This is a genomic window from Rhizobium sp. CF142, assembly GCF_000281145.1.
Lineage (GTDB): Bacteria > Pseudomonadota > Alphaproteobacteria > Rhizobiales > Rhizobiaceae > Rhizobium.
Window position 1 is genome coordinate 22,304 of record NZ_AJWE01000018.1, and the last position, 25,941, is coordinate 48,244.

A 25,941-nucleotide genomic window follows, 5' to 3' on the forward strand; every position below is an offset into this window, starting at 1 on the left:
AGGCCGAAAAGGCAGGCAAACAACAAATGACACCTAAAGACAAGCCAAAACGCCCCGGCACCAAGGCCCCCGCGCGCGAAGCCCGGTCCAAAAGCGGCCCGAAGACCGGCAGCGAGAAGCCGTTGAAGGCTGCTGCCGCGAAAGTCGCTGCTAACGAAGCGGATGGCGATGCCAAGGCGGAACGCATCTCCAAGGTCATGGCGCGCGCTGGCGTCGCCTCCCGTCGCGATATCGAACGCATGATCATGGACGGCCGCGTCACGCTGAACGGCAAGCTCTTGGACACGCCCGTCGTCAACGTCACGCTCGAAGACAAGATCGAAGTCGATGGCGTGCCGATCCGCGGCATTGAGCGCACGCGCCTGTGGCTCTACCACAAGCCGCAGGGACTCGTGACGACGAATTCCGATCCCGAGGGACGCCCGACCGTCTTCGACAATCTGCCGGAAGAACTTCCGCGTGTCATGTCGATCGGTCGTCTCGACATCAACACAGAAGGCCTGCTGCTGCTCACCAATGACGGCGGCCTGGCCCGTGCGCTGGAACTGCCGACCACCGGCTGGCTGCGTCGCTACCGCGTGCGCGCCCATGGCGATATCGATCAGGACGCGCTGGACAAGCTGAAGGATGGCATTGCCGTCGACGGCGTTCTCTACGGCTCGATCGAGGCGACGCTCGACCGCGCGCAGGGGTCCAATGTCTGGATCACCATGGGCCTGCGCGAAGGCAAGAACCGCGAAATCAAGAACGTTCTCGGTGCGCTTGGCCTTGAGGTCAACCGCCTGATCCGCATCTCCTACGGTCCTTTCCAGCTCGGCGAACTGCCCGAGGGGGAGGTGATCGAGGTTCGCGGCCGCACGCTGCGTGACCAGCTCGGCCCCCGCCTCATCGAGGACGCCAAGGCGAATTTCGATGCGCCGATCTATAACGCCCCGGCCGTTGCTGCCGATGAGCCCGAAGAGCCGGCGCCTGAGCGGCGCGAACGTCCGCGTCGCGACGAAGACAAGCGCGAACGGGCGCTGAGCCGCCTCGATACCAAGCGCGACGACCGTCGGGATGATCGCCGAGACAATCGAAAGGACGACCGTCGTAGCGAAGACGACCGGCCGAAGCGCCCGGCGCTCGGCAGCCGCCGCAATGCCAATGTCTGGATGGCACCCGGTGCTCGTCCACTCGGCGAGAAGGCGGCCGCCAAGGCTGCCAAGAATGCTCAGACCGCGCGCCGTCGCGGTGAAACGACCCCGGTCAAGGAGCAGCGCTTCGATCCTGCAGCCGATCGGCTGCGCCCGCAGATCAATCGCGTCCATGAAGAGGATGGCGAATGGATCCGCTCGAGCGAGACGCCTGCCAAGCGCGATGAGGATGAAGGTTTCGGCCGCAAGCGCTCCTTTGGTGACAAGCCGCGTGGCGAACGTCGCCCGCGTACGGGTGGAGAAGAGCGTTCGCGTTCCTTCCGCGACCGTCCGCGAGAAGAGGGTGGCGAACGTTCGTCGCGTCCGGCCAGAAGCTTCGGTGGCGAAGGCCGCTCGGAACGTCCGCGTGGCGACAAACCCTTCGGCGACAAGCCGCGTGGTGACCGTCGTCCGCGTACGGAGGGGGAAGAACGTCCGCGTTCCTTCCGCGATCGGCCGCGTGAGGACGGAGGCGAACGCGCTTCGCGTCCGGCCAGAAGCTTTGGCGGCGAAGGCCGCTCCGAGCGCGTCCGCGGCGACAAACCCTTTGGTGACAAGCCGCGCGGCGAACGTCGTCCGCGTACGGAGGGCGAGGAACGCCCGCGTTCCTTCCGCGATCGTCCGCGCGAGGAGGGTGGTGAACGCTCTTCGCGTCCGGCGAGAAGCTTCGGTGGCGAGGGTCGGTCAGAACGTCCGCGCGGCGACAAGCCCTTCGGTGACAAACCCCGTGGGGCAAAGAATTTCTCCGGCAAGCCGAAGGGCGACCGGCCGGGTGGTGGTGGCAAGCCCAGTGGCGGGCCGTCCAGAGGTGGTGCGAAAGGCAAGGGAATGACGCGCGGTGCGGATCGTCGGCGGTGAGTTTCGCGGACGGCCGCTTGCCGTACCAAAATCCAACGACATCCGGCCGACTGCGGACCGGACGCGTGAGAGCCTGTTCAACATTCTGAGCCATGCCTATCCGGAATGCGTCGACGGCACCCGGATACTCGATCTTTTCGCCGGTACGGGCGCCGTCGGCCTCGAGGCCGTCTCACGTGGCTGTCGCCATGCGCTCTTCGTTGAGAATAGCGTGGAGGGCAGGGCGCTCCTCTGGGAAAACATCGATGCGCTCGGCCTACATGGCAGGACGCGAATCCTGCGCCGTGATGCGACCGATCTCGGCAGCATCGGCAATCTCGAGCCTTTCGACATGCTCTTTGCCGATCCGCCCTATGGCAGGGGGCTGGGAGAGAAGGCGCTTGCGGCTGCGGCCGAAGGCGGCTGGCTCAAGCCTGGCGCGATTACCGTATTGGAAGAACGCGCGGATGTTGCCGTTTCGGTTCATCCTTCCTATGTTTTCCTCGAAAGTCGAATATTCGGCGATACAAGAGTACATTTCTTCCGGTATCAGCCGCAGTAGCGGGCGCGTTGGGGGCAGATCGTGCAGGCGGAAATCATCAGTCCGAAATCGCCTGCGATCAGTGATCTCCCGACGGTTGCCGTTGCCTTCGGCGGCGGTGGCGCACGCGGCCTCTCGCACATCCACATAATCGAAACGCTGGATGAACTCGGCATCCGCCCGGTGGCGATCTCAGGTTCCTCCATCGGCGCCATTATGGGCTCCGGTATGGCGGCCGGCATGTCGGGTGCTGAGATCCGCGAACATGCGCTGGCAACCGTCGGCAACAAGGCTGCCGTCGTCAGCCGTATCTGGGGGCTGCGGCCGACAACGGTGCGCGACGCCGTCGCCAAGGGCATCCGCATCGGTCAGTTCAATCTCGAACGTATCCTGAAGGCTTTCCTGCCCTCAGAGCTTCCGGCACGCTTCGAGGATCTGCTGGTGCCGATGAAGGTTATCGCCACCGACTATTACGGCCAGGCCGAGGTCATCGTCGAACAAGGCCAGCTTTTTCCGGCACTCGCCGCATCATCGGCTATTCCTGCGGTCTTCATGCCGGTCAGGCTGCACGGCCGGGTGATGATCGATGGCGGCATCGCCAATCCCGTTCCCTACGAATGCCTGATGGACCTCGCCGATATCGTCATCGGCATCGATGTCGTCGGCGCACCCGAAGGCGACGGCACCCATATTCCGAACCGGATGGAAAGCATCTTCGGCTCCGGCCAGCTGATGATGCAGGCCGCGATTTCCCTGAAGCTGAAGCTCCTGCGGCCGCATATCTTCCTGCGCCCCATCGTCGGCCGCACAGGCGTCATGGATTTCCTGAAGGCGCGCGACGTGCTTGCCATGTCGGTTGGCGTCAAGGACGAGCTGAAATATGCGCTCGATCGGGAAATCGAGGCGCGGCTGAAGCGGTAAACCGGTATCGCCTCAGGCGTCTGCCGTCATATCGGCCGTATTTGCCAGCGGATCGTTTTCGAAGGGATCGGGTACACGCTTGGGCCTGACCAGCGGCTCCGGATGGATCGGCTTCGAAAACAGCAGGTCCTGTCCGGCTTGCAGACCCTCTGAAACCTGCAGCACCAGCCGCGCTTCGTCGCGCTTGCGAATGTCCTCGCCGATCTCATAGGCATCGACTTCAGCAACACCGAGCGCCTCCAGCGTGCGCCGGCCGAAGAGCAGACCGGATTCCAGCGTTTCGCGCAGCTCGTAATCGACGCCCCTGTTGCGCAGTTCGATGGAGTGAATGCGGTCATAGGAGCGCACGAAGAGCGTCGTCTGCGGGTAGTCGGCCTGGATCAGTTCGACGACCTTGTCGGTGATCTCCCTCTTCTGGGTGCAGACGAGCACGATCTTGGCCCTATCAACGCCGGCCGAACGCAGCACATCCTTGCGGGTGCCATCGCCGAAATAGATGCGAAAACCGAAGGAGGACGCCTGCCGGATGCGGTCGGCGGAAAAATCGATGACGGTCACGCTGCGGCCGCCGGCAAGCAGGATCTGCGCGGCGATCTGCCCGAAACGCGAGAAACCGACCATCAGCACGTCAGCACCCGCGCCCTCGAAATCTTCGTCGAGTTCTTCATGCTCTTCTCCCGACAGCATCCGTTTGGAAAGGGCGGCGCCCAGCGGCGTCAGCGCCATGGAGAGGGTGACGATCGCAACGAGCAGCGAAGCTGTACTGTTGGACATCAGCCCCGCGACGGCAGCCGTGGTGAAAAGGACGAAGCCGAATTCACCGCCCTGCGGCAGCAGGAAGGCGATGCGTACGGCATCGTTATGCGAAGAGCGCGCCGCGCGGCAGAGCACATAGATGATGAGCGCTTTCACGGCCATGATAATAGGCACGGCGATAATGATGAAGAGCACGTTGTCGAGCAACACCTGAAGCTGCAACGACAGTCCGACGGCAATGAAGAAGATAGCGAGAAGCACGCCGCGGAAGGGTTCGATATCGGCTTCCAGCTCATGCCTGTAGGAGGATTCCGCCAGCATGACGCCGGACAGGAAAGCGCCCATCGCCATCGAGAGCCCGGCAAACTGCATCAAGCTTGCCGATCCCATCACGACGAAGAGTGCGGCCGCGATCATCGCCTCGCGCGCGCCGGTGCGGGCGATAATCTGGAAGAGGGGTGTCAGCAGATATCGGCCCATGATGATCATCGCACCGACCGCCGCAACGGAAATGCCGAAGTCGACGAGTGGATTGCCGCTGCCCTTGTCGCCATCGAGGATGGTCACGACAGCCAGAAGCGGCACGATCGCCAGATCCTGAAACAGCAGCATCGAGAAGGAGCGCTGCCCGTAGCGCGTATTGACATCGCCGTCGCCTTCGAGGATCTGCATGGCGAATGCGGTGGAAGAAAGCGCCAGCCCGAAGCCGGCGACGATGCTGCCGCGCCAGTCGAGCACGCCGGAAACCCAGGCAAGTGCTGTCAGCGCCAGGCCCGTCACCACCACCTGCGCCGTGCCGAGACCGAAAATGTCGCGCCGCATCTGCCAGAGGCGGGTGGGCTTCAATTCCAGCCCGATGATGAAGAGCAGGAAGACGACGCCGAGTTCGGCGACATCGAGAATCTGCTCGCCATCGGTGATGCCATGGAAGATCGGCCCGATCACGATACCAGCGGCGAGATAACCGAGAACCGTGCCGAGCCCGAGCTTCTTGAAGATCGGTGCGGCAACGACCGCGCCGCCGAGTAGCAGGATCGTTTCGGTGAAAAGCGCGTTGGGTGCGGACATGCTTCATTTCTTTCGGGTGGCGGGACAAGCAGGCAGCCAGGAAAAGAATCGGCATCCACGGCCTTGATGCTTTCGGGAGTGCACAATAAATGGAACTGGAAGGAAAGGCCAAATCATGTCCTCTGAAATCGATTCCTCGACACTTCTTTCCCGTGCAAGTCAACTGATCGATCTGGCGAAAAAGGCAGGCGCCGATGCCGCCGACGCCGTGGTCGTCCGTTCGCGCGCCCAATCGGTCAGCGTTCGCTTAGGCAAGGTCGAAGGAACAGAATCCTCCGAGAGCGACGACTTTTCGCTCCGTGTCTTCGTCGGCAAGCGTGTGGCAAGCGTTTCCGCCAATCCGGGTTTCGACCTGCAGGCGCTGGCTGAACGCGCCGTCGCCATGGCCAAGGTCTCGCCGGAAGATCCGTTTGCCTGCCTCGCTGATGAGAACAGGCTCGCAAAAAACTATCCCGACCTGCAGCTTCTCGACACGACCGAAGTCGGCGCCGATCAGTTGCGGGAGGCGGCCCTTGCGGCCGAAGCGGCGGCCCTTGCCGTGAAGGGTGTCACCAATTCCTCCGGCGCTGGCGCCTCTGCCGGCCTGGGCGGGCTGGTGCTTGCCACCTCGCATGGCTTCGAAGGCAGCTATATGGCGTCGCGCTTCGGCAACTCCGTCAGCGTCATCGCCGGCGAAGGCACCGGCATGGAGCGCGATTATGATTTCGACAGCCGCCTCTATTATTCCGAACTGGACGATCCCGCCGAGATCGGCCGCCGGGCCGGCGAGCGCGCCATCAAGCGCGTCAATCCCCGGCAGGTGCCGACCGGCAAGGGCATTACCGTCATTTTCGATCCGCGTATTGCTCGTGGTTTCGTCGGCCATATTGCCGGCGCCATCAACGGTGCGTCGGTTGCCCGCAAGACGAGCTTCCTGCGCGACAAGATGGGTCAGCAGGTGCTGAAATCGGGCCTGTCGATCACCGACGATCCCCTGATCGTGCGCGGCCCGTCCTCCCGTCCCTTCGATGGTGAGGGCGTTTCCGGCGAGCGGCTGGTCATGATCGAGGATGGCGTGCTCAAGCACTGGTTCCTGTCGACCTCCACCGCAAACGAGATCGGCGGTCTGGAAACCAATGGCCGCGGCGTGCGCGGCGGCACCTCTGTCACGCCCGCCTCGACCAATCTGGCGCTGGAGCCCGGCGACATCTCGCCGGAAGAGCTGATCCGCAGCGTTGGTAACGGTTTTTACGTGACCGAGCTGATTGGCCAGGGCGTCAACATGATAACCGGCGAATACAGCCGAGGCGCGACCGGTTTCTGGATCGAAAACGGCGAACTCACCTTCCCAGTATCGGAGGTGACGATTGCCTCGAACCTCAAGGACATGTTCATGCGGCTGACGCTCGCCAACGACATCGACCGTAAATTCGGTGTGGCGGCGCCGACCTTCGCCATTGAAGGCATGACGCTTGCCGGCCGCTGACGAACGGATCGACGCGATGAGCGACACGGACAACCGCTGGCAGGGCGATCTCGCGCTGATTGCCGATGCTGCAAAACAGGCGGGCGCCGTCGCACTTGGGTTCTTCAACAAGTCACCGGAAGTCTGGTGGAAGAATGAGGAACGCTCGCCCGTCAGTGCCGCCGATTTCGCCGCCAATGAAACGCTCGAAACCATCCTGCGCAGGGCACGGCCGGACTATGGCTGGCTGTCGGAAGAGACCGACGACGATGCCGGCCGTCTGGAACACGAGACGCTGTTCATCGTCGATCCGATCGATGGCACACGGGCATTCCTCGCCGGCAAGGATCTCTGGTGCGTCAGCGTCGGCATCGTTCATCGTGGCCGTCCCGTTGCGGGCGCGCTCTATGCGCCGGCGCTCGACGAACTATACGAAGCGGTGGAAGGTGGCCCTGCGCTGAAAAACGGTGAGCCGATTTACGTCTCCACACGCGGCGAAGCCGATCTCAGCCAGCTTGCCGTCAGCGAGGAACTGTTCAAGGTTCTGCCGGCGGCGGTTCGCGAACGCAGCGAGCGCGTCAAATATATCCCCTCGCTCGCCTACCGCATCGCCATGGTGGCCGATGGCCGGCTGGACACGACGTTTGTCGGGCGGAATGCCCACGACTGGGATATTGCGGCTGCCGATCTTATTCTCGAACGTGCCGGTGGCGGTCTCGTCGACCTCTCGGGTCGCCCGACAACCTATAATAGAGAAAAAGTCAGCCATGAGGCGCTCTGCGCTTCGCCTATCCCGCGTCTCCGTGAATATCTGGACTTGTTCACTCAGCTAAGAGACGGTTGACGTTTCCGTCAAAATCCCTCAGATGAAGGGCCGGAGGAGAATAGGCAGAAAGAGAATAAAAATGACGGACTCCGGCGGTAAAAAGCAGCTCCTGCACCTCGTCTTCGGTGGCGAACTCGAAAACCTTGAGGGCATCCAGTTTCGGGATCTTGGGGATCTCGATATTGTCGGTATTTTCCCCGACTATGCCACGGCACTGACGGCCTGGAAGGCCAAGGCGCAGCAGACGGTCGACAATGCGCATATGCGCTATTTCATCGTCCACATGCATCGTCTGCTCGATCCGCAGGATACGACCGGGAGCAAGTGAGCCCTAGCAGCAAGCCGCTGGCCCTCCGCTGTCCACAGCGGAGGCCTTTGCGCATCGGTTCCTTGCCCTTGATCGACGCATTCTGAACAAATTGATCGGTCATTGCGGCCGCAACGATAATTAGGGAATTGGATTGATGTCGATCTGCATAGGTCGGAGGTCTGCTGAATGAGCTCCCGGATGGCGCGGATCGGTCTGAACGCGTACCGTCTGGCGGGAACTGTGGCGTCGCCGGTCGTCGGCCTCTACATCACCTATCGCACGGCCAAGGGCAAGGAAGACCGCGCCCGCCGGTTGGAGCGCTTCGGCTATGCGAGCGCCAATCGGCCGCAAGGCCCGCTCGTCTGGTTTCATGCCGCAAGTGTCGGCGAAACCAACGCTGTCATTCCCCTGATCCGTGAAATCCGCCGACGCGACATCCATGTCATCCTGACGACAGGCACCATCACCTCAGCAAGGCTCGCCGCTGAACGTCTCGGCAATGACGCGATCCATCAATATGTGCCGCTCGACCTGAAGCCCGCCGTCGGCCGTTTCCTCGACTACTGGCAGCCAGATTGCGCCATCATTGCCGAATCCGAGATCTGGCCCGCGACCGTGCTTGAACTTGGCCATCGCCGCATTCCGCAGATCCTCGTCAATGCCCGCATGTCGGACCGCTCTTTTGCCCGCTGGCGCCGCCGCCCGTCGCTTGCCGAGGCCCTCTTCGAAAATCTGGCGCTCGTCATCGCCCAGTCCGATTTGGATGCCGAGCGTTTCCGCGATCTCGGCGCCGTGCCGGTCATCACCTCAGGCAACCTGAAGGTCGATACCGACGCTCCACCCTACGACAGCGCTGTCTTCGCCCGCTACAAAAAGCAGATAGGCGACCGCAAGACATGGGCGGCGATCTCCACCTTCGACGGCGAGGAAAATGCCGCCGGCATCGTCCATCGGGCGCTGCGTGACCGCGACAAGCAGCTCACCATTATCGTACCGCGCCATCCCGAGCGCGCTGACGAGATTGAGGCAGCCCTCGTCAAGCAGGGGCTGAAGGTCGCCCGTCGTACGCGTGACGATGTTCTGACCCCGGATGTCGATATCTTCCTTGGCGATACGATCGGCGAAATGGGCCTTTATCTGCGTCTGACGGAAGTCGCCTTCGTCGGCCGCTCGCTCTTTGCCGAGGGCGGCCAGAACCCGCTCGAGCCGGCCATGCTTGGCTGCGCCATCCTGTCGGGCGGCAATGTGCAGAATTTCCGCGAGGCCTATCAGAAGCTCGCCCGCAGCGGCAGCGCCCGCATGGTGCGCGATACCGAGATGCTGGCGAAGGGCGTGCATTACCTGCTGACCAATGACGAGGCGCGCGGCAAGATGATCCAGGCCGGCATCGCGTCCGTGCATGAAATGCGCGGCGCGCTCAGCGCCACGTTGAAGGGGCTGGAGCCCTATATCAATCCGCTGACGGTGAAGGCGCGTCTGCTGCCGAAGGCCGTGGCGCAGGCCTGAGGAGCGGTCATGTCGGCAGAGGCGAAGATCAGGGGTATCCTCTTCGACAAGGACGGTACGCTGCTCGACTATGATGAAAGCTGGCTGCCGGTAAACCGCGAGCTTGCGCGCATCGCCGCCGAAGGCGACGCGGCGCTTGCCGATCATCTGCTTGCCGCATGCGGCATGGACCCCGTCACGGGCCATATCGTTCCCGACAGCCTGCTTGCTGCCGGCAATACTCACCAGATCGCGGAAGGCCTCGTTGCTGCCGGTTCGAAACTCGATGCGATCGAGCTGACGATCAAGCTCGACACTCTCTTTGCCAATGCCGCAGAATTCTCTGTGCCGGTCACCGATCTCGCAGCCTTCTTCGGCCGCCTGCACAGCCGTGGCTTCAAGCTCGGCATCGCCTCCAGCGACAATGAGCGCTCGATCCGCCAAACGGCCCTGCGCTTCGGCATTTCCGACTATGTCGACTATATCGCCGGCTACGACAGCGGCTTCGGCAGCAAGCCTGAGCCCGGCATGGTGCTCGGCTTCTGCGCTGCGACGGGCCTGCAGCCGGAAGAGATCGCCATGGTCGGCGACAACAACCACGATCTCCATATGGGCAGGAACGCAAAAACCGGCCTGACGATTGCGGTTCTGACCGGCACAGGCTCGCGTGAATCACTCTCCGCCGCCGCCGATCATGTTTTCGATGACATCACCCACATCGAAGCCCTGTTGCCGGATCTGCAACTGGCCTGACGCGCAAAGACTTGCATTTTCACGCGTTTTGGCTTCTCAATCCGCCCCGGTCGATTTTGTGAGACCTCGCCTGGGGGTGAGGGCAGGGGAAACGGGACGGCATCATGATTTCAGAAGCGCCGCCTTTCTGGTGGAGGCGGGCAGGTTGGCAGGCGTGGGCTCTGTCGCCCCTTTCTTTCCTCTATGGTCGTGTGGCGGGCTACCGCATGGTACATGCGCGCCGCGCCTCGGTTCCGATTCCCGTCGTCTGCGTCGGTAATTTCACGGTCGGCGGCGCCGGTAAGACGCCGACGGCAATTGCCATTGCCCGTGCCGCCAAAGCCAAGGGGCTCAAGCCCGGTTTCTTGAGCCGCGGTCACGGTGGCTCGCTGGATGTCACCACCGTCGTCGATCCCGCCCATCACTGGGCAGTCGCCGTGGGCGACGAGCCGCTGTTGCTGGCGCAGGAAGCCCTGACGGTGATCTCCCGCAGGCGTGTCGATGGTGCTGCGAGGCTCGTCGAAGAAGGCGCCGATTTCATCATCATGGACGATGGTTTCCAGAGCGCGCAGCTCGCAATCGACTACGCGCTTCTGGTGATCGACGCAACGCGCGGTCTCGGCAACGGCCATATCGTGCCGGGTGGCCCGGTGCGTGCGCCGGTTAGACTGCAGCTGCGCCAGGCGACCGCGCTTCTGAAGGTCGGAGACGGTAATGCAGCTGACCGTATCGTCCGTATCGCGGCGCGCGCTGCCAAGCCCTATTTCACGGCTGCGCTGAAAGTGTCCGGCGAGAATGCTCTCGAAGGCCTCAAGGTACTCGCCTTTGCCGGCATCGCCGATCCGGAAAAATTCTTCCGCACCGTCCGTTCGCTTGGAGCAACCGTCGAGGTCGCCACCTCCTTCGGCGATCACGAGCATTTAAGCGAGGAAGAGATCGACGGTCTTCTGATGACCGCAGACCATCAGAACCTGACGATCGTCACGACGTCGAAGGATTTCGTGCGTCTCGCCGGTCATCACGGTAAGGCGGAGCAGCTTGCGGCCCGCTGCCATGTCGTCGAGGTGGAAATGGCCTTCACCGACCCGCTTGCCCCAGGTCTCATCATCGACCGAGCCTTTGAAGCCTGCCGTGAGCGGCGGCTCAAGGAGGCAAAGGTAAAAACCTAGCGCTGGGTCGGCAGAACACCGGCGCGCCGGTCGGCTTCCAGTGCGGAGGCGACATCGACATAGGGCTCCTGCCGCGCCACGCTCCAGTAGCGAAGTTCGTCGAGCGGGACGTGTTTGCCTGTCAGTGCGCAGACGACATAGGAGCCGGGCGACAGAATCTGGAAATCGCCGTCGAGATAACGGATCTTCGCCTCGCGGTTTCCGTGTCCTTCGAACAAGTTCATGCGCTCCATTCCCTGCAGTCTGTCATCTGTCTGCCATACTCCCCGAGAAGCCGTTTTGCCAGCTTTTTCAGCTCCGGCCGAACAGCCGCTCGATATCGGCTAGCTTGAGTTCGATATAGGTCGGGCGTCCGTGATTGCACTGGCCGGAGCCTGGGGTCACTTCCATTTGGCGCAAAAGCGCGTTCATTTCTTCCGGCCGCAGCCGTCGTCCTGATCGCACCGAGCCATGGCAGGCCATGGTCGCCGCCACATATTCGAGCTTGGCGGAAAGGCCGGATGCCGTGTCCCATTCGGCGATCTCATCGGCAAGCTGGCGGATCAGGCCTTGCGCGTCCACTTCGCCGAGCATGGCCGGCGTCTCGCGCACAGCAATGGCGCCCGGCCCGAAGCGTTCGATCGCGAGACCAAGTTCGGAAAATTCTTCGGCATGCGCGATAAGCCGGTCGCAATCCTCTTCGGGAATGTCGACGATCTCAGGGATCAGCAGCACCTGCGAGGCGAGCCTCTTGGAGTGTAAGGCCTTACGCATGGCTTCGAAGACCAGCCGTTCGTGGGCCGCGTGCTGATCGACGATGACGATGCCGTCATCCGTCTGGGCGACGATATAGTTTTCGTGAATCTGTGCCCGAGCAGCACCAAGCGGATAGCGCGCCAAAGATTCGGCGGCGGCAGCGGCATGAGGCTGTGGTGCGGGCTGGAAAGCTGGTTCGGAACGGGCCGTCGGATGGACGAGGCCGTCGAAGGAAGCCTGCGGCCTTTCACCGAAACTGGCCGTCGGCTGGTATGGCCGGGAAGGGGAGGTTGCGGCAGACCAGGGCGCCTGCGGCCTCTGTGGCGCCGCCTGGAAGCCGGAGCGAAAAGCACGCAGCATGTCGCTTGCGCCTGTCGTTGCCGCGCGGCTGCCGTCACGCGCCAGCGCCTCGCGGACAGCGCCGACGATCAGCCCGCGCACCAGTCCCGGATCGCGGAAGCGGACGTCGGATTTCGCCGGATGCACATTGACGTCCACCAGCGCCGGATCGAGCGCGATCGACAGCACCGCGACGGGATAACGGCCGGCCGGGATCGTTTCGGCATAGGCGCCGCGGATCGCTGAGAGGATGAGTTTGTCCTGCACGGGGCGGCCGTTGACGAAAGCATATTGATGGGCCGAATTGCCGCGGTTGAAGGTGGGCACGCCGGCAAAGCCGGTCAGCTGCACGTCTTCGCGTTCGGCGTCCAGGGCGATGGCATTGTCGCGGAATTCCTTGCCGAGCACCTGCGCCATGCGTGCCAGATGATCCTCGCCGGTTGCCGGAAATTCCAGCGTTGAGCGGTCCGCGCCAGACAGCACGAAACGCACGCCCGGAAAGGCGATCGCCATACGCTTGACAATCTCCGTGATGGCAGCCGCTTCCGCCTTCTCCGTCTTCAGGAATTTCAGCCGCGCCGGTGTGGCGAAGAACAGGTCGCGCACTTCGACGATCGTTCCCGGATTGCCGGCTGCCGGTCGCAGATGCACGATCTTGCCGCCGGCAACGGAAATTTCGTTGCCTGCCGCGCTGTCACGCCTGCGGCTTGCAATGCTGAGCCGTGCCACCGAACCGATGGACGGCAGTGCTTCGCCCCGGAAGCCGAGTGTGCGGATATCGTCGAGCGTCTCCGATATCTTCGAGGTGCAGTGCCGCTTGACCGCAAGTTCCAGATCGGCGGCATCCATGCCGGAACCGTTGTCGCTGACGCGCAACAGCGCCTTGCCGCCGCCTGCGGTTGCGATTTCGATACGGGTCGCGCCTGCGTCGAGCGCGTTTTCGATCAGTTCTTTTGCAGCGCTCGCCGGCCGTTCGATGACTTCGCCGGCGGCGATCTGGTTGATGAGCGTTTCGGAGAGCTGTCTGATGGCCATATCCCTATTTTCGAGGATTCGCGGCCGGGAGGAAAGGGTTTTCATCAACCCATGAGAGGACACTGGAGGCTTCTCCCCCAAATTTGGGGGTCACTACTGTTAAGCGGCTCTTAAGACAAAAACGGCATTTTATTCATATACCTCCGAAACTGCGAAAATCGGACAGATGTGGGATGTGAATGAATGAGTGCCGGCTTCGAAAAGGCGGACACATCATCTGCGAGTGACGCGTTGCCGCCTGAGGCAGACCTTCAGACGGTGCTTTTCGACGCCGCATGCGACAGTCTTTCTGCTGCATTCGTCATCTATGATCGCAACGATCTTCTTATCTTTGCCAGCCGTCAGGTCATGGAATTCTTTCCGGTGCCCGAGGATGTGCTGCGCCCGGGCGCCCGGCTTCGTGATTTCCTCGGTGCGGTCTACGATACCGGCATCCGCGAGCAGACCCTTTTGCGCGAGGCGGGTTCGCTCAGCCGCGAGGACTGGTTGTCTCAGCGTATCGCCTCCCATTGGCGCGAACGTTTCGAATCCGTCGAGCGCCACGACGCCGACCGCTGGGTGCGCTTTTTGAAGCGCCGGCTGCCGAACGGCTACGGCGTGACCATCATCTCCGATATTTCCGAAGCGCGTAAGCGCGAGGAACAGTGGCGCTACGATCTCGAGCGCGTGCAGCTCACCGAGGACATTCTCGACCATCTGCCGTTCCCGCTCTTCGTCAAGGATCGCAACCTTGCCTACGTCGCCGTCAACAAGGCCTTCTGCGAGAAGTACCAGACGACGCCGGACGAGGTTCTCGGCCGCAAGAGCGGGGATCTGTTTTCGCCTGACATTGCCAAGCGTTTCGAGGAAAGCGACCGCCACGTGCTGGAAACCGGCGAAATGTCCGTCTCCCGCCAGCGCCAGATCGCCCGCGATGGCACCGAGCGCGACATCGTCAGCCGCAAGCACAGGATCGGCAAGCCTGGACGTTATTTTCTCGTCTCCACCATGCAGGATCTGCCGCGCGACGGCGACGATCTCGACGAATTCAATCTGGCCTCCGAGATCACCACTTCCAGCAACCAGACCTACCGCCGCGCCTACGTGCCGGTGCCGAACGCATCGCAGCGCCGCGAGCCGGCGGCGATGGAGGCAATCGTTCCGGAAAACTTCTCCGGCCGAAAGATCCTCGTCGTCACCGCAGATCTCGCCGCCGAGACTGCCGCGCTGCGCACGCTCGCCAAATACGGCTTCGAAGCCTGTTCGGTCCGCGGCGAAGATGAGGAGGAACGTTTCCTCGAGATTGCCAGCTCCTCCGGCATCTCGCTCGATCTCCTGATCATCGATAACCAGATGGGCATGCGCTGCCTGGAGCTCACCGAACAATACGGCATTCCCGCCCTCGTCATGGATGGCTTCCAGATCGCCAACGAGCTGACCTTCCAGATCGCTCGCCACTTCAACCGCAGCGGACGCGGCGGCACTGAAGGCGACTGGGAAATCACCACGACTGAAGAAACCGTAGGCCTGCAGGTTCTCGTCGCCGAGGACAACGACATCAACCAGATCGTTTTCACGCAGATCCTCGAAGGTCTTGGTTATCGCCATCGGATCGCAGCGACCGGCGAAGAGGTCGTTCGTCTCTGGGCCGAGCACCGGCCGCAGATCGTGCTGATGGATATTTCCCTTCCGGTCTTCAATGGCTTTGAAGCCTCGCGCCTCATTCGCCAGATGGAAGAGGGACAGGGCACACGAACCCCGATTATCGGCGTGCTGACACAGGCCTTCGAGCGTGATCGCGCGGAATGCGCCAAGGCCGGCATGGATGACGTCATCATGAAACCGGTCAGCCCTGACATCCTGGAAACGGTATTTCAGAAGCACCTGGTGGATGAGCCGATCAAGGCGCAAATCTAAATAGAATACCGGTCAACTCCCCAGAATTTGGGAATGCTTCGGGTTGTAGTCCCGCCGATTTACTATCGAATTGTTAAGATTTGGCCGTCATTCTTCGCCAAGGTGTGGAGGAAAACCCTGGGTTTGGAGTGATGGTGTCTGCGGAAATACCATTCATGACTGTGAGTCAAAACGAACTCCAGGCGATGGCCTATACCGATCCGCTGACCGGATTGGGAAACCGCAATCGCATGCGGGACAAGGTCATACAGATTTCTGCCGAGCGGGCCAGCGATCCGGCGCCCTTCACCATCGGTATTGCCAATCTCGACAGCTTCAAGCCGATCAACGATCTCTTCGGTTCTGCCGCCGGTGACGAAATCCTGTGTCAGGTCGCCCATCGCCTGAAAGCCTGCATTCCGGATGGTGCGGTGGTCACCCGTCATGACGGCGACGAGTTTGCCTTCGTCCTGCCGCTGATCTTCGAGCGCGCGAGTGCCGAGAAGTTCGGCCAGATGATCCGTGAGGTCCTGTCGGCTCCCTACGATCTCGGCGACCGCAATGTGCGCCTTTCCGCCTCCTTCGGCTTTGCGATCTATCCCTTTGCTGGCGAGGATTGCGAGGAGCTGCTGAAGAGTGCCGAAACCGCACTCTATCGTTCCAAGCGTCGCGGCCGCGGTCAGATCACCGTCTATTCGCGTGAGATCGCGCAGGAGATGAAACGGGCGACCCAGCTCGAACAGGCGCTTCGAAACGCCATCATTTCTGATGCGATCGACGTGCATTTCCAGCCGATCGTCTCGCTCGCCAACAATCAGGTAGTGGGCTTCGAGGCCCTTGCCCGTTGGAACGATCCCGATCTCGGCTTCGTCTCGCCCGGCGTCTTCGTGCCGCTGGCCGAAGAGCGCGGTTTCATCGATGCCCTGTCGGAAGCGTTGCTGCGCAAGGCTGCAGAAGCGGCGCTCTCCTGGCCGCGCGAACTCTTCCTGTCCTTCAATCTGTCTTCGGCCCAGCTCATGGATCCGGGCACGAGCAGCAGCATTCTGTCGATCCTCGGCCGCGTCGGCTTCGACCCGCATCGTCTTGAGCTTGAGATCACAGAGACGGCTGTCATGAGCTCTGCCGACACGGCGCACCGCATCATCGCCGATCTGAGGGCCGCCGGCGTGCGCATCTCGCTTGACGATTTCGGCACCGGTCAGTCGAGCCTCGGGCGCCTGCGCGATTTCATCTTCGACAAGATCAAGATCGACCGCGCCTTCGTCTCGCGCATCAATTCCGACCGCGCCTCCGAGCACATCATCAAGGCGATTCTTGCCATGTGCGAAGGCCTCGAACTGGAGGTCGTGGCCGAGGGCATCGAGGACTATTCGGAAGCGGTCAAGCTGCGCATGCTCGGTTGCGGCATGGGGCAGGGCTATCATTTCGGCCGGCCGGCCGATGGCATCGCTACACTGCGCTTCCTGCACGAGAACTATTATTACGACACAAGCGCAACCGAACGCGCGAGCGCATAGCGGCAGAAGCAAAGAAACGATGGCGCCCATAGGACGCCATCGCTTACGCTCTACTCTCCGTACGGATTACTTGTTGGTCGTCGAACCTGTCGACGTATTGTCCGTCGGCAGGGCAGTGCCGGTTGCTGCCGGAGCCTTTTCAGCTGACTGCATGGCCAGCGTCTTGAATTCCGGAGCTGCCTTCAGGGATTCGGCGGTTTCGGTGGTCGTCAGCTTGACGGAGCCGTCCTGCGTATTCTGCGCAACGGTTACCTTCTCCATCGGAACGGCGACATTTTTTTCGCCAATGCCCAGGAAGCCGCCGACACCGATCACCGCTGCAACAAGGCCGCCGTCCTTCTTCATGATCAGGTCATTGACGCTGCCGATGCTCTCATTGTTGCCGTTATAGACCGATTGGCCAATATACGTGTTGGCGCTGATCTGGTCCGCGGCCTGCTGCGTCAGATAGCTGTCGCCACCTGCCTGAGCCGTATCAGTGCTCGGTGCCGGGGCCGGAGCCTGTGCGGCATCACCTGCGGGCGCCATCGGCTTGACCGGCTCTGCCGGGGCCGGGGCGGCCGGGTCGGCGGGCGCAGACTGGGTCGGGGCAGCAGGGTTCGCCGGCTGCGGAGCGGTCTGCGAGAATGCCGCCGGTGCGAAAGCCGTGGCAAACAGTGCGCCAGCGGCAACGGTCGTCAGAAGTTTGCGTGTCATTTCGAACCTACCTTCGTTCCTTGAGTGATCCCTGGCGTGGCAGCGCCCGTTTTTCAGGCATTCCTGCCGTGCCGGTTCAAGAGTGAAATGACCGATTTGCTTATTGGTTCCGGACGAAGACACGGAAAATTTTACGGTTTTTACGGAACCTTTACCGGGAGATAAGCCCGCAAAAGCAAAAAGGCGCCCCGGATTGGAGCGCCCTCGAGACTGCCGGCTCTGCCCGCAGTTCGTGCTTCAGATCACATAGGCGGGATCGAAAACGCCCTTCACGGCAACGCCGAGTTCGAGCAGGGCGCCGGCGCTCGGCTGCGTGGAGCGGGCATCCTCATCCAGCCCTTCCCAGGCGGTGGTCACCGCGAGCCGGTCGGCATTAGCGCCGATGAAGGCTGGGCATGAGGGCTGTGCGGCCGGTACCTTGTAGCGGGCGATGCGCAAGCCATCCGGGCTGTAGCGATCGACGACGCCAGCGCCCCAGCGGGCGTTCCAGATATAGCCGTCGGCATCGCAGACCGATCCGTCCAGGCCCCCCGGCTCATCCATGCTGTCGACCATGACGATCGGCTCGCCGGAAGGAAGGCCGGTCTGCGGATCGACCATGACCCGCATCAGGCGGCTGAGGCGCGTGTCGGTGAAATAGCCGATCGTGCCGTCGGGCGAAAAGCAGATGGAGTTCGGGATGCTGATGCCGCTGAAGAGCTTGGTTACCTTGCCGGCGGCCACGTGATAGATCGCGCCGGCCTGGTTTTCGGCGCGCTTGCTCATCGTGCCGATCCAGAGTGCGCCAGATGGATGCGTGCGTCCGTCATTGGAGCGGTTTTCCGGTCTGTCGTTTTCGAGTGCCGCATAGAAGGTCAGGCTGCCGCTGGCGATATCGCGCACGAACAGCCCCTCTTCGGTCGCCAGCAACTGGCGGCCGGCATCGATGCGGGCGAGCACGCTTGCCATCATTGGCAGCGAATGCACCTTCTTTTCATCGGTCGAAAGATTGAGTTCGTGCAGTTCCTTGCCGAGAATATTGAACCACCAGACCGTGTTAGTGCCGGGATCGTAGGTGGGGCCTTCACCGAGAACCGAATTGGTATTGCAAAGTGTTTTGCCCTCGAATTCATAAATATCAGTCATATGCCTATGCTCCTATGGCTGCGTCATAGGCTAAGATGGTTGCCTTGGCGCGCTCGGCAACCTCTGCTCCGGTCATTCCCGGCTTGTAGATGCTGGTGCCCAAGCCGAAGGCGAAAATGCCGGCTTTGGTGTAATCCGAAAAGTTCTTGTCCGACACGCCGCCGACAGCCGCAATCACCAGTTCCGGCGGCAGGATGGCGCGGATTGCCGTGATGCCTGACGGTCCCAGAACGCTGGCGGGGAAGAACTTGAGGCCGGTCGCACCCGCGCGAGCTGCCTGCAGCGCTTCTGTGGGCGTGAAGACGCCGGGCATGGTCACCATGCCATAGTCGCGGGCGCGGATGATCACGTCGGGTTCGACATTCGGCGTGACCAGCAGCTTGCCGCCGGCATTGTGCAGGCTGTCGACCGCCTCTGTCGTCAGCACCGTGCCAGCGCCGATCAGCACATTGTCAGGCGCCATCTTGGCGGCGATCTCGATAGACTTGAAGGGCTCCGGCGAATTCAGCGGGATTTCGATTGCCGTCAGACCGTTTTCGATCAGCGCGCCGACCACGGCTTGGGTTTCCTCGGGCTTGATGCCGCGCAGAATAGCAATCAGCGGACGCTTCATGTCGGGGAAGGGGATACGGTTCATGGGAGGTATCTTTCTCAGTTTGGCCAGATGGCTTGGGCAGCGGCAGAAAGCCCGCCGCGAACGGCGGCATCGGCATCGATGGCGGTGAAGGAAAGGGAGAGCGTACGGAAGGCCTGCTCGTAAAGCGCCTGCAGGCGCCCGGAGGCGACGAGCGTAATGGCCGTATCCTTGCCGGCATCCTGTAGCGCGCCGGCAATTTCGAGGCCGATCAGCGTACCCGACAGTTTGGCCTGTGCGGCCGCCGCCGAAATACCGTGCAGAAGCTGGCCGGAGCGGGCGGTGAAAATCAGGTTCGACGCGAGCGCCGGCCGCTCGAAGGCCGCAGCAACCGCCGCTTGGAAGGCGGCGGCATCGGCCGGCTGGTCCTCGGCGCCGGCAACGGCATGCATGAGGATCGTATGCTTGGTGATGGCGTCGAAAAGCTCACCGGTCATGAAAGTGGAAAAGCCGGTGACCTTGCCATCCTTGACATGCACCCATTTGGAATGCGTGCCGGGCATGCAGACGGCCTGTGTGCCCTTGCTCTCAGGCCCGAGCGCGCCGAGAAGCTGCGTTTCCTCGCCGCGCATGACATCCGGCGTCGCCGCATCGCGCTGGGCAAGGCCCGGAAGGATGCGTACGTCACGGCTTTCGCCGGGCACGGAGACAGCAGCTGATAGAATCGAGGAAAGCGAAGCCGGCACGTCGATATAACCCGCCTCAACCCAGCCCTGCCGCGCGCCTGCCATGCCGCAGACGATGACCGGCAGGTCATCAGGCGCTTCAACTGCTGCAAGATGTCCTTCGAGAACCTGGGAAAAGCCGGTCTTGGCGGCCGTCGTCATGCCTTCGCCGCTGCGCCGCTCGGCAAGAATGCTGCCGTCAGCAGCGATAAGCCAGAGCCGGAAGCTGCTGGTGCCCCAGTCCACCGCGACATAAGCGGGATTTGCCATTAGAGAACGCCTCCATCGACGATAAGGGACTGCGCGGTCATGCCGGCTGCGCAGTCGGATGCAAGAAACAGAGCCGGACCGACAATCGCGTCGGCCTTCAATACGATCTTCAGGCATTGCCCCTGCACGGAGCGGGCAATGCTTTCCTCCGTCAGCCATAGCTTCATCTGCCGCTCGGTCACAACCATGCCCGGCAGGATGCAGTTGGCGCGGATATTCTCAGGGCCAAGCCTTCCAGCCATGCTCTTCGTCAGGCCGACGACTGCCGCCTTGGCGGCGGCATAGGCGGGAAAGACGCCCATGTTCAGTTTGAAAGCAATCGACGACATATTGATGATCGCTCCACCACCGGCTGCCCGCATCGAAGGCGCAACCGCCTGCGAGGTAAAGAAGACATGGCGCAGATTGACCGCCTGATTATTGTCCCAATAGTCCTCGGTCACATCGTCGAATTCGTGCCGGTCATCCCAGGCGGCATTGTTGACGAGCACCCGGATCGGTCCGGACTTTTCGACAACCTCGCTCACCGCGCGCCTGATGGCATCGATATCGCGCAGGTCCGTGTGGTAGAAGCTGACGGGATGCGCAGTCTCTCCCGAAAGTCGTTCCGCCAGTTCCCGGCTTTCTGCCTCGGCGATATCCAGGAAGGAAACCTTTGCACCCTGCCTTGCGAAACCTTCGACGAGGGCAGCGCCGATGCCGGAACCTCCGCCGCTCACCAATACCGTGCGATCCCTGAATTCGGGGAATTGTGCAGACATAGCGCTCACCGTCTCTCCTCCGGGCATGCTATTTATTCCACTATCTGGAACTTAATTTGACTATATGGAATTATCCGACTAGGCTGCCTTTCCTGTCAAGGGTAGGAAAGGCAATGAGCTCTAGCGGCGACAGCATGGCGCAGGCAGATGACAAAGGCGCGTCGCGTGACACTGGCACGCTCGGCAAGCTCATGGTGCTACTCGATCTCGTCACCCATGCCGATGTCCCCTTGCGTTTCACCGATATCCTCGCACTTGCCAATCAGCCGCGCGGCACGCTGCACCGACAACTCGGCCATCTCGTGGAGGAAGGACTCCTTGAACTTGACGTCGAAGGCCGTTATGCGCCTGGGCTCCGGCTGCTCGATTTCGCCTCACGAAGCTGGGCGCGCAACGAATTCCGCTTGATTGCCGCGCCGCATCTGGCCGCCCTTCATCGGGAGACGGGAGAGACCGTCCATCTCGGCGTGTTGCGCGGCTCCTCCATCATCTATCTCGACAAGGTCGAAGGACACCAGCCGGTGCGCATGTATTCACAGATCGGCAATGCCTCGCCCTGTTATTGCACCGGTGTCGGCAAGGCGGCCCTTTCGGTGCTCGCACGAGATAAAATCGAGGAACTGCTGCCCGGTCTGCATTTCAACCGCTTCACCTCAGCGACGCATGTGAACGCTGAAAGCCTGCTGGCGGAAATCGGCGAAATCGCTGCGGCCGGTCATGCTTTCGATCGCGAGGAGCACGAAGCGGGCATCCGCTGTGTGGCTGCCCCCATCTGGTCGGACGATCGCTCCTTCATCGGCGGGGTCTCTGTCACCGGTCCCACTTACCGGCTGTCGATGGAACTTCTCCAGGAATGGGCCGTTCCGGTTCAGGTGACAGCACGGAAAATCATGGACGAAATGCGCATCCGCCTCGGGCCGAGGCGTTGAAACCGATTTGACCGTGGTCATTGCTGGACGTCGTATACATAGCATGCTTATGATGAGTGCATTATTGAGATTTGACGGCGAATCACGCCAACTGGGGTCGTCCGCGAAATCATCACCAATTCACCGGCCGAACGCGCTGCACGCCGAGGCTGAATCCTATTGATCTGACGGGGGTTGTGTAACCCACCCTGCACCTGAGCGTTTTTCTACACAGGCTGCCAGCGGTTTACCCAAAGCTCGGTTCGAAGGCGAAAAATCTGATGGCAAGCTTACCGCAAACTTCGGTGGAAGACGCCTATGTCCAGGAGGTCGCCAGTCTAAAGACCCAGTTCGACATCTTCCGCTTCATGAAGCGGGTGACGGAGGCCTATCGCAGCCGGGCCTTCATGGTTCTGAACCTGCCGCCGATTACCTCCTTCGACCTGCAGGGCAATACGATCATCACGAGCTGGCCGGCGGAATTGCTGTCCATCTACGATCAGGAAGGATTGATGGTGAACAGCCCGGTCCTGCGGCGGCTGCGCACGTCGACCTTGCCTTTCTTCTACGATACGTCGCGCACCAACTGGCCGCGCGACGACGGCAAGACAGGTGTTGTTGCAACCCTTTTTGAACGCTTCAAGATGATGCGCTGCGCCTATTTTCCGACGCATGAACCGTCGGGCGCGCGCGGTGCAGTCTCCTTCGCCGGTGATCGCGAGCCTTTCACCCCGGTAGAGATGCGCGAGCTCAGCTATATCGCGATCCATGTCTTCGATCGTCTGGCCGAGATCCGCAATCTCGATACGCGCATAACCGATACGCTGACCGACCGCGAGATCGATTGCCTCAACTGGACTGCCGCCGGCAAGACCAGTGCCGAGATTGCCGAAATCCTCGATCTCTCGGAGCATACGGTCAATCACTACCTGAACCGCGCCACCAAGAAGCTGGATACGGTCAACCGCACGCAGGCCGTCGCCAAGGCGTTACGCATCGGCCTCATCAAGTAGGCTCCGATTAAGTAGGCCCCTGATTAACTAGGCAATGCCGGCCTAAAATATCGTCAGTCGCTGCCGCCGTGCTCAATATGTGAGCGCCATTCCCTTTGCTGGTGGCCCTGGACTGAACAATTATCATCCTTTTCCCCGGATTCCGCAGTTGGCATGCTTCGTGCATCATTATCAGCAGAGGTCCAGAGGGGACTTTGAAAACAGCGCCAGCTCAACGGCGCGACCGACACGCCGCCGTCTGATATCGCTGCCGCTTTCTCCCGGCGTTCCGATATCGGCGGCGGTTGTTGCGTTTGGGCAACCACCTTTTGCCCTGTTCCGAAACCGGACGATATCGTTCATTTTTTTCTGGCCTTTTTTTCCGCTTGCTCTAATTCGCCCCGAATTGCGCCGGTTCTCGGGGAGTCCGTTGCGGTCATCAGGGCGAGAGCCCAGCGGACTTGATGACCGCAACGGAGAGAGAACGCGCTGCCTTTCCTTTAATGCGAGATGTGCCTGCCGCCCGATTTTGTTTGGCGAAGCTGCTGGCCTCCACTATTTACTGAAGACGAAAAAGCAGTGAGGGCGGAATGACCGAGGTCACCAAGGAACAGGTTCTGGAAACGCTGAAGACCGTGCGCGGGCCGGATCTGGAGCACAACATCGTCGAACTCGGCATGGTTTCCGATGTCTTCATCTCCGATGGCAAGGTCTATTTCTCGATCACCGTGCCGGCGGAACGCGCCAAGGAACTGGAGCCGCTGCGGCTTGCTGCCGAGCGTGTGATCAAGGAAATGCCGGGTGTAAAAGGTGCGCTCGTGGCGCTGACGGCAGACAAGAAGGCCGCCGCAAATGCACCCGCAGCGCGCCCCGTCCCGCAGGCTGACCATAGCCATCACGGCCACTCCCATGCCCCGCAGCAGCCGCCGCGTACCGCCAAGATCGGCGTTCCCGGCATCGGCGCCATCATCGCCGTCGCATCGGGCAAGGGCGGCGTCGGCAAGTCGACAACGGCGGTCAATCTGGCCCTCGGCCTGCAGGCAAATGGTCTTCGCGTCGGCATTCTCGATGCCGATATCTACGGCCCCTCGATGCCGCGCCTCCTGAAGATTTCCGGCCGACCGACCCAGATCGATGGCCGTATCATCAATCCCATGGAGAATTACGGCCTCAAGGTCATGTCCATGGGCTTCCTTGTCGATGAGGAAACCGCGATGATCTGGCGCGGACCGATGGTTCAGTCCGCCCTCCTGCAGATGCTGCGCGAAGTCGCCTGGGGTGAACTCGACGTTCTCGTCGTCGACATGCCGCCCGGCACCGGTGACGCTCAGCTCACCATGGCCCAGCAAGTGCCGCTCGCCGGCGCCGTGATCGTCTCCACACCGCAGGATCTGGCGCTGATCGATGCCCGTAAGGGCCTCAACATGTTCCGCAAGGTCGAAGTGCCGGTTCTCGGCATCGTCGAGAACATGAGCTATTTCGTCGCGCCCGATACCGGCACGCGTTACGACATCTTCGGCCACGGCGGCGCCCGCAGGGAGGCCGAGCGCATCGGCGTACCCTTCCTCGGCGAAGTGCCGCTGACCATGAATATCCGCGAGACCTCGGATGCCGGAACGCCGCTTGTCGCCTCCGATCCGAATGGCATTGTTGCCGGCATCTACCGTGCCATCGCTGCCAAGGTCTGGGAACAGATCGGTGAAAAGCCGCAGCGCGAAGCGCCTGCGATCGTCTTCGAATAGTGCGAATCACTTGGCCACTCACCTCGAATTGTGGGGGAAATGAGATGAAAGGGCGCAGTTCACGTAAGATGTCTTGATTATTTTCCGGCTTTGCTTCATATGCGCGCCGGCGCCATGATGGCGCGTCTGCAAATGCTCTGTGATGGCCGCCTGTCGATGAAGGTTCCGGCCTCTCTGCATATTCGGAGTTGACTTGTCGATCGAAGGATTGGTGACTGCGATGCGGTGGAGCAACCCGGCCGGAAAGGCCGGACATGACCGGAGTTGTATGAACTTTCTTTATCCGCTTCCGTTACGATCGATGGCGAGTGCGCCCTGGCGTCACCGCGCTCGCGTGGGCATGGAAGGGCTTTCGATGAAAAGGGCTAAGACGGCTGGGCGCTGCCGGCGCCGGAGATGCGGGCTGTGATCACCGCATACTGTTCCAACTGCAAGTCGGTCGAGATCCGTGATCTTGCCAATCCTCCGGAGTTTCCGGCGGATGTGGTATGGATCGACATGGTCGAACCGACTCGCGAGGAGGAACTGCATGTCGAAACGATCCTTGGCATCGAAGTGCCGACCCGCGACGATCTCAGGGCGATTGAGCCGTCAGCCCGCCTCTATGTCGAAAATAATGCCGTATACATGACCGCTTCGCTGATATGGAAAGCGGAAACGGAAGCGCCGACCCTGACGGATGTCGCCTTCATCCTTGCCGGCGACAAGCTGGTGACCATACGCTACGCGCATCCGAAGTCCTTCGCACTCTTCATCGCCGCCCTGCATCGCGTACCGGAGCAGTGGCGCAGCGGCGCCGCCCTTCTTGCCAAGCTCCTGGAAACCATCGTCGATCGCACCGCCGAAGTTCTGGAAATGTCGGTGTCTCGCCTGGACATCCTCTCGGTGCATGTGTTCGGTGACCGCGCCAAGAAGGTACGCAAGCCCTCGAACTATCTGGAAGAGAAGCTGAAGGACATTGCTGGCCATCACCGCATGATCAGCAAGCTGCGTGATAGTCTCGGTTCGCTCTCGCGCCTTCTCACCTTCTTCTATACGATCCCTGTCGTGCAGCACGATCAGGAAACCAAGGAACTCTGCCGGACGATTTCGCGCGACATCCAGTCCCTTTCGGAACATGCCTCCTTCGTCGCCGGCAACATCACCTTCCTGCTCGACGCCTCGCTCGGCCTCATCAACATCGAGCAGAATGCCATCATCAAGATTTTTTCGATTGCTTCGGTCGTGTTCTTGCCGCCGACGCTGGTCGCCTCCATCTATGGCATGAATTTCGAGTTCATGCCGGAGTTGCACCTTGCCGCGGGTTATCCTTACTCGCTGGGCCTCATGGTGATCTCCGCCGTCATTCCCTTCTTCTTTTTCCGCTGGAAAGGCTGGCTCTGAGGA

At 61.5% G+C, this 25,941-nt stretch carries 23 protein-coding genes; 15 read left to right on the forward strand and 8 right to left on the reverse strand.

From position 1 onward, the window contains the following. Window positions 1–26: 26 nt before the first annotated feature. Genes PMI11_RS05350 through PMI11_RS05360 form a run of 3 tightly spaced genes read left to right on the forward strand, consistent with a single transcriptional unit; the run spans window position 27 to window position 3,471 of the window. Window positions 27–2,030: a pseudouridine synthase gene (locus PMI11_RS05350; protein WP_007814222.1), complete on the forward strand. Its 2,004-nt coding sequence runs from the start codon at window positions 27–29 to the stop codon at window positions 2,028–2,030. After that, on the forward strand, window positions 2,011–2,571 hold the full coding sequence (rsmD, locus tag PMI11_RS05355; protein WP_007814224.1) for a 16S rRNA (guanine(966)-N(2))-methyltransferase RsmD: 561 nt from the start codon (window positions 2,011–2,013) through the stop codon (window positions 2,569–2,571). The genes PMI11_RS05350 and rsmD overlap by 20 nt, the downstream gene beginning before the upstream one ends. An 18-nt stretch (window positions 2,572–2,589) precedes the next feature. After that, window positions 2,590–3,471, forward strand: coding sequence for a patatin-like phospholipase family protein (locus PMI11_RS05360; RefSeq protein ID WP_037070760.1), 882 nt, complete (start codon window positions 2,590–2,592; stop codon window positions 3,469–3,471). Between the two features lie 12 nt (window positions 3,472–3,483). Here PMI11_RS05360 and PMI11_RS05365 read toward each other — a convergent pair whose 3' ends face one another. Then, entirely contained in the window at window positions 3,484–5,295 is a 1,812-nt protein-coding gene (locus PMI11_RS05365; RefSeq protein WP_007814228.1) for a monovalent cation:proton antiporter-2 (CPA2) family protein, read from the reverse strand. 115 nt (window positions 5,296–5,410) lie between these two features. Here PMI11_RS05365 and PMI11_RS05370 point away from each other — a divergent pair, with 115 nt between their 5' ends. The 6 genes from PMI11_RS05370 to lpxK all read left to right on the forward strand — a co-directional run bounded on the left by PMI11_RS05370 (window position 5,411) and on the right by lpxK (window position 11,261). After that, window positions 5,411–6,760 (forward strand): TldD/PmbA family protein, encoded by a 1,350-nt coding sequence (locus PMI11_RS05370; protein WP_007814230.1) that lies wholly within the window; start codon window positions 5,411–5,413, stop codon window positions 6,758–6,760. Window positions 6,761–6,776: 16 nt separating this feature from the next. Next, on the forward strand, window positions 6,777–7,583 hold the full coding sequence (locus PMI11_RS05375; protein ID WP_007814232.1) for a 3'(2'),5'-bisphosphate nucleotidase CysQ: 807 nt from the start codon (window positions 6,777–6,779) through the stop codon (window positions 7,581–7,583). A gap of 61 nt (window positions 7,584–7,644) precedes the next feature. Beyond that, complete coding sequence (locus PMI11_RS05380; RefSeq protein ID WP_007814234.1) at window positions 7,645–7,893, forward strand: DUF4170 domain-containing protein; 249 nt, start codon at window positions 7,645–7,647, stop codon at window positions 7,891–7,893. 168 nt (window positions 7,894–8,061) lie between these two features. Then, on the forward strand, window positions 8,062–9,381 hold the full coding sequence (gene waaA, locus PMI11_RS05385) for a lipid IV(A) 3-deoxy-D-manno-octulosonic acid transferase (RefSeq protein ID WP_007814236.1): 1,320 nt from the start codon (window positions 8,062–8,064) through the stop codon (window positions 9,379–9,381). A gap of 9 nt (window positions 9,382–9,390) precedes the next feature. Then, window positions 9,391–10,113: an HAD family hydrolase gene (locus PMI11_RS05390; RefSeq protein WP_007814238.1), complete on the forward strand. Its 723-nt coding sequence runs from the start codon at window positions 9,391–9,393 to the stop codon at window positions 10,111–10,113. 104 nt (window positions 10,114–10,217) lie between these two features. Further along, the gene (gene lpxK, locus PMI11_RS05395; RefSeq protein ID WP_007814240.1) at window positions 10,218–11,261 is read left to right on the forward strand and encodes a tetraacyldisaccharide 4'-kinase; all 1,044 of its coding nucleotides are present in this window, start codon (window positions 10,218–10,220) and stop codon (window positions 11,259–11,261) included. On the opposite strand, the gene PMI11_RS05400 is transcribed toward lpxK, so the two are convergent. Together PMI11_RS05400 and mutL are read right to left on the reverse strand one after the other, a co-directional pair. Continuing rightward, entirely contained in the window at window positions 11,258–11,485 is a 228-nt protein-coding gene (locus PMI11_RS05400) for a DUF2093 domain-containing protein (protein WP_007814243.1), read from the reverse strand. The genes lpxK and PMI11_RS05400 overlap by 4 nt on opposite strands. 67 nt (window positions 11,486–11,552) lie before the next feature. Next, window positions 11,553–13,370 carry a DNA mismatch repair endonuclease MutL gene (mutL, locus tag PMI11_RS05405; RefSeq protein ID WP_037070766.1) on the reverse strand — a complete coding sequence of 606 codons (1,818 nt, stop codon included), beginning with the start codon at window positions 13,368–13,370 and terminating at the stop codon, window positions 11,553–11,555. A 183-nt stretch (window positions 13,371–13,553) separates the two neighbouring features. Between mutL and PMI11_RS05410 the strand changes: the two genes are divergently transcribed. After that, the gene (locus PMI11_RS05410; protein ID WP_007814248.1) at window positions 13,554–15,266 is read left to right on the forward strand and encodes a response regulator; all 1,713 of its coding nucleotides are present in this window, start codon (window positions 13,554–13,556) and stop codon (window positions 15,264–15,266) included. Window positions 15,267–15,394: 128 nt separating this feature from the next. After that, window positions 15,395–16,762 (forward strand): putative bifunctional diguanylate cyclase/phosphodiesterase, encoded by a 1,368-nt coding sequence (locus PMI11_RS05415; RefSeq protein ID WP_037070761.1) that lies wholly within the window; start codon window positions 15,395–15,397, stop codon window positions 16,760–16,762. A gap of 66 nt (window positions 16,763–16,828) precedes the next feature. On the opposite strand, the gene PMI11_RS05420 is transcribed toward PMI11_RS05415, so the two are convergent. From PMI11_RS05420 to PMI11_RS05440, 5 genes are all read right to left on the reverse strand, one after another. Beyond that, on the reverse strand, window positions 16,829–17,458 hold the full coding sequence (locus PMI11_RS05420) for a PRC-barrel domain-containing protein (protein ID WP_007814252.1): 630 nt from the start codon (window positions 17,456–17,458) through the stop codon (window positions 16,829–16,831). A gap of 237 nt (window positions 17,459–17,695) precedes the next feature. After that, entirely contained in the window at window positions 17,696–18,583 is an 888-nt protein-coding gene (locus PMI11_RS05425; RefSeq protein WP_007814254.1) for an SMP-30/gluconolactonase/LRE family protein, read from the reverse strand. Window positions 18,584–18,587: 4 nt separating this feature from the next. Further along, window positions 18,588–19,220, reverse strand: coding sequence for a 2-dehydro-3-deoxy-6-phosphogalactonate aldolase (locus tag PMI11_RS05430; RefSeq protein WP_007814256.1), 633 nt, complete (start codon window positions 19,218–19,220; stop codon window positions 18,588–18,590). A 14-nt stretch (window positions 19,221–19,234) separates the two neighbouring features. Continuing rightward, a complete protein-coding gene (locus PMI11_RS05435) occupies window positions 19,235–20,152 on the reverse strand; it encodes a 2-dehydro-3-deoxygalactonokinase (RefSeq protein WP_007814258.1) in 918 nt (305 codons plus the stop codon). Continuing rightward, complete coding sequence (locus tag PMI11_RS05440; protein ID WP_037070762.1) at window positions 20,152–20,913, reverse strand: SDR family NAD(P)-dependent oxidoreductase; 762 nt, start codon at window positions 20,911–20,913, stop codon at window positions 20,152–20,154. The genes PMI11_RS05435 and PMI11_RS05440 overlap by 1 nt, the downstream gene beginning before the upstream one ends. A 113-nt stretch (window positions 20,914–21,026) precedes the next feature. Between PMI11_RS05440 and PMI11_RS05445 the strand changes: the two genes are divergently transcribed. From PMI11_RS05445 to PMI11_RS05460, 4 genes are all read left to right on the forward strand, one after another. Continuing rightward, window positions 21,027–21,842 carry an IclR family transcriptional regulator gene (locus PMI11_RS05445; protein ID WP_007814263.1) on the forward strand — a complete coding sequence of 272 codons (816 nt, stop codon included), beginning with the start codon at window positions 21,027–21,029 and terminating at the stop codon, window positions 21,840–21,842. 260 nt (window positions 21,843–22,102) lie between these two features. Beyond that, window positions 22,103–22,834 carry a LuxR family transcriptional regulator gene (locus PMI11_RS05450; RefSeq protein WP_007814265.1) on the forward strand — a complete coding sequence of 244 codons (732 nt, stop codon included), beginning with the start codon at window positions 22,103–22,105 and terminating at the stop codon, window positions 22,832–22,834. Window positions 22,835–23,403: 569 nt separating this feature from the next. Beyond that, window positions 23,404–24,555: an Mrp/NBP35 family ATP-binding protein gene (locus tag PMI11_RS05455; protein ID WP_007814266.1), complete on the forward strand. Its 1,152-nt coding sequence runs from the start codon at window positions 23,404–23,406 to the stop codon at window positions 24,553–24,555. Between the two features lie 405 nt (window positions 24,556–24,960). Continuing rightward, the gene (locus tag PMI11_RS05460; RefSeq protein WP_007814270.1) at window positions 24,961–25,938 is read left to right on the forward strand and encodes a magnesium transporter CorA family protein; all 978 of its coding nucleotides are present in this window, start codon (window positions 24,961–24,963) and stop codon (window positions 25,936–25,938) included. Window positions 25,939–25,941 lie beyond the last annotated feature (3 nt).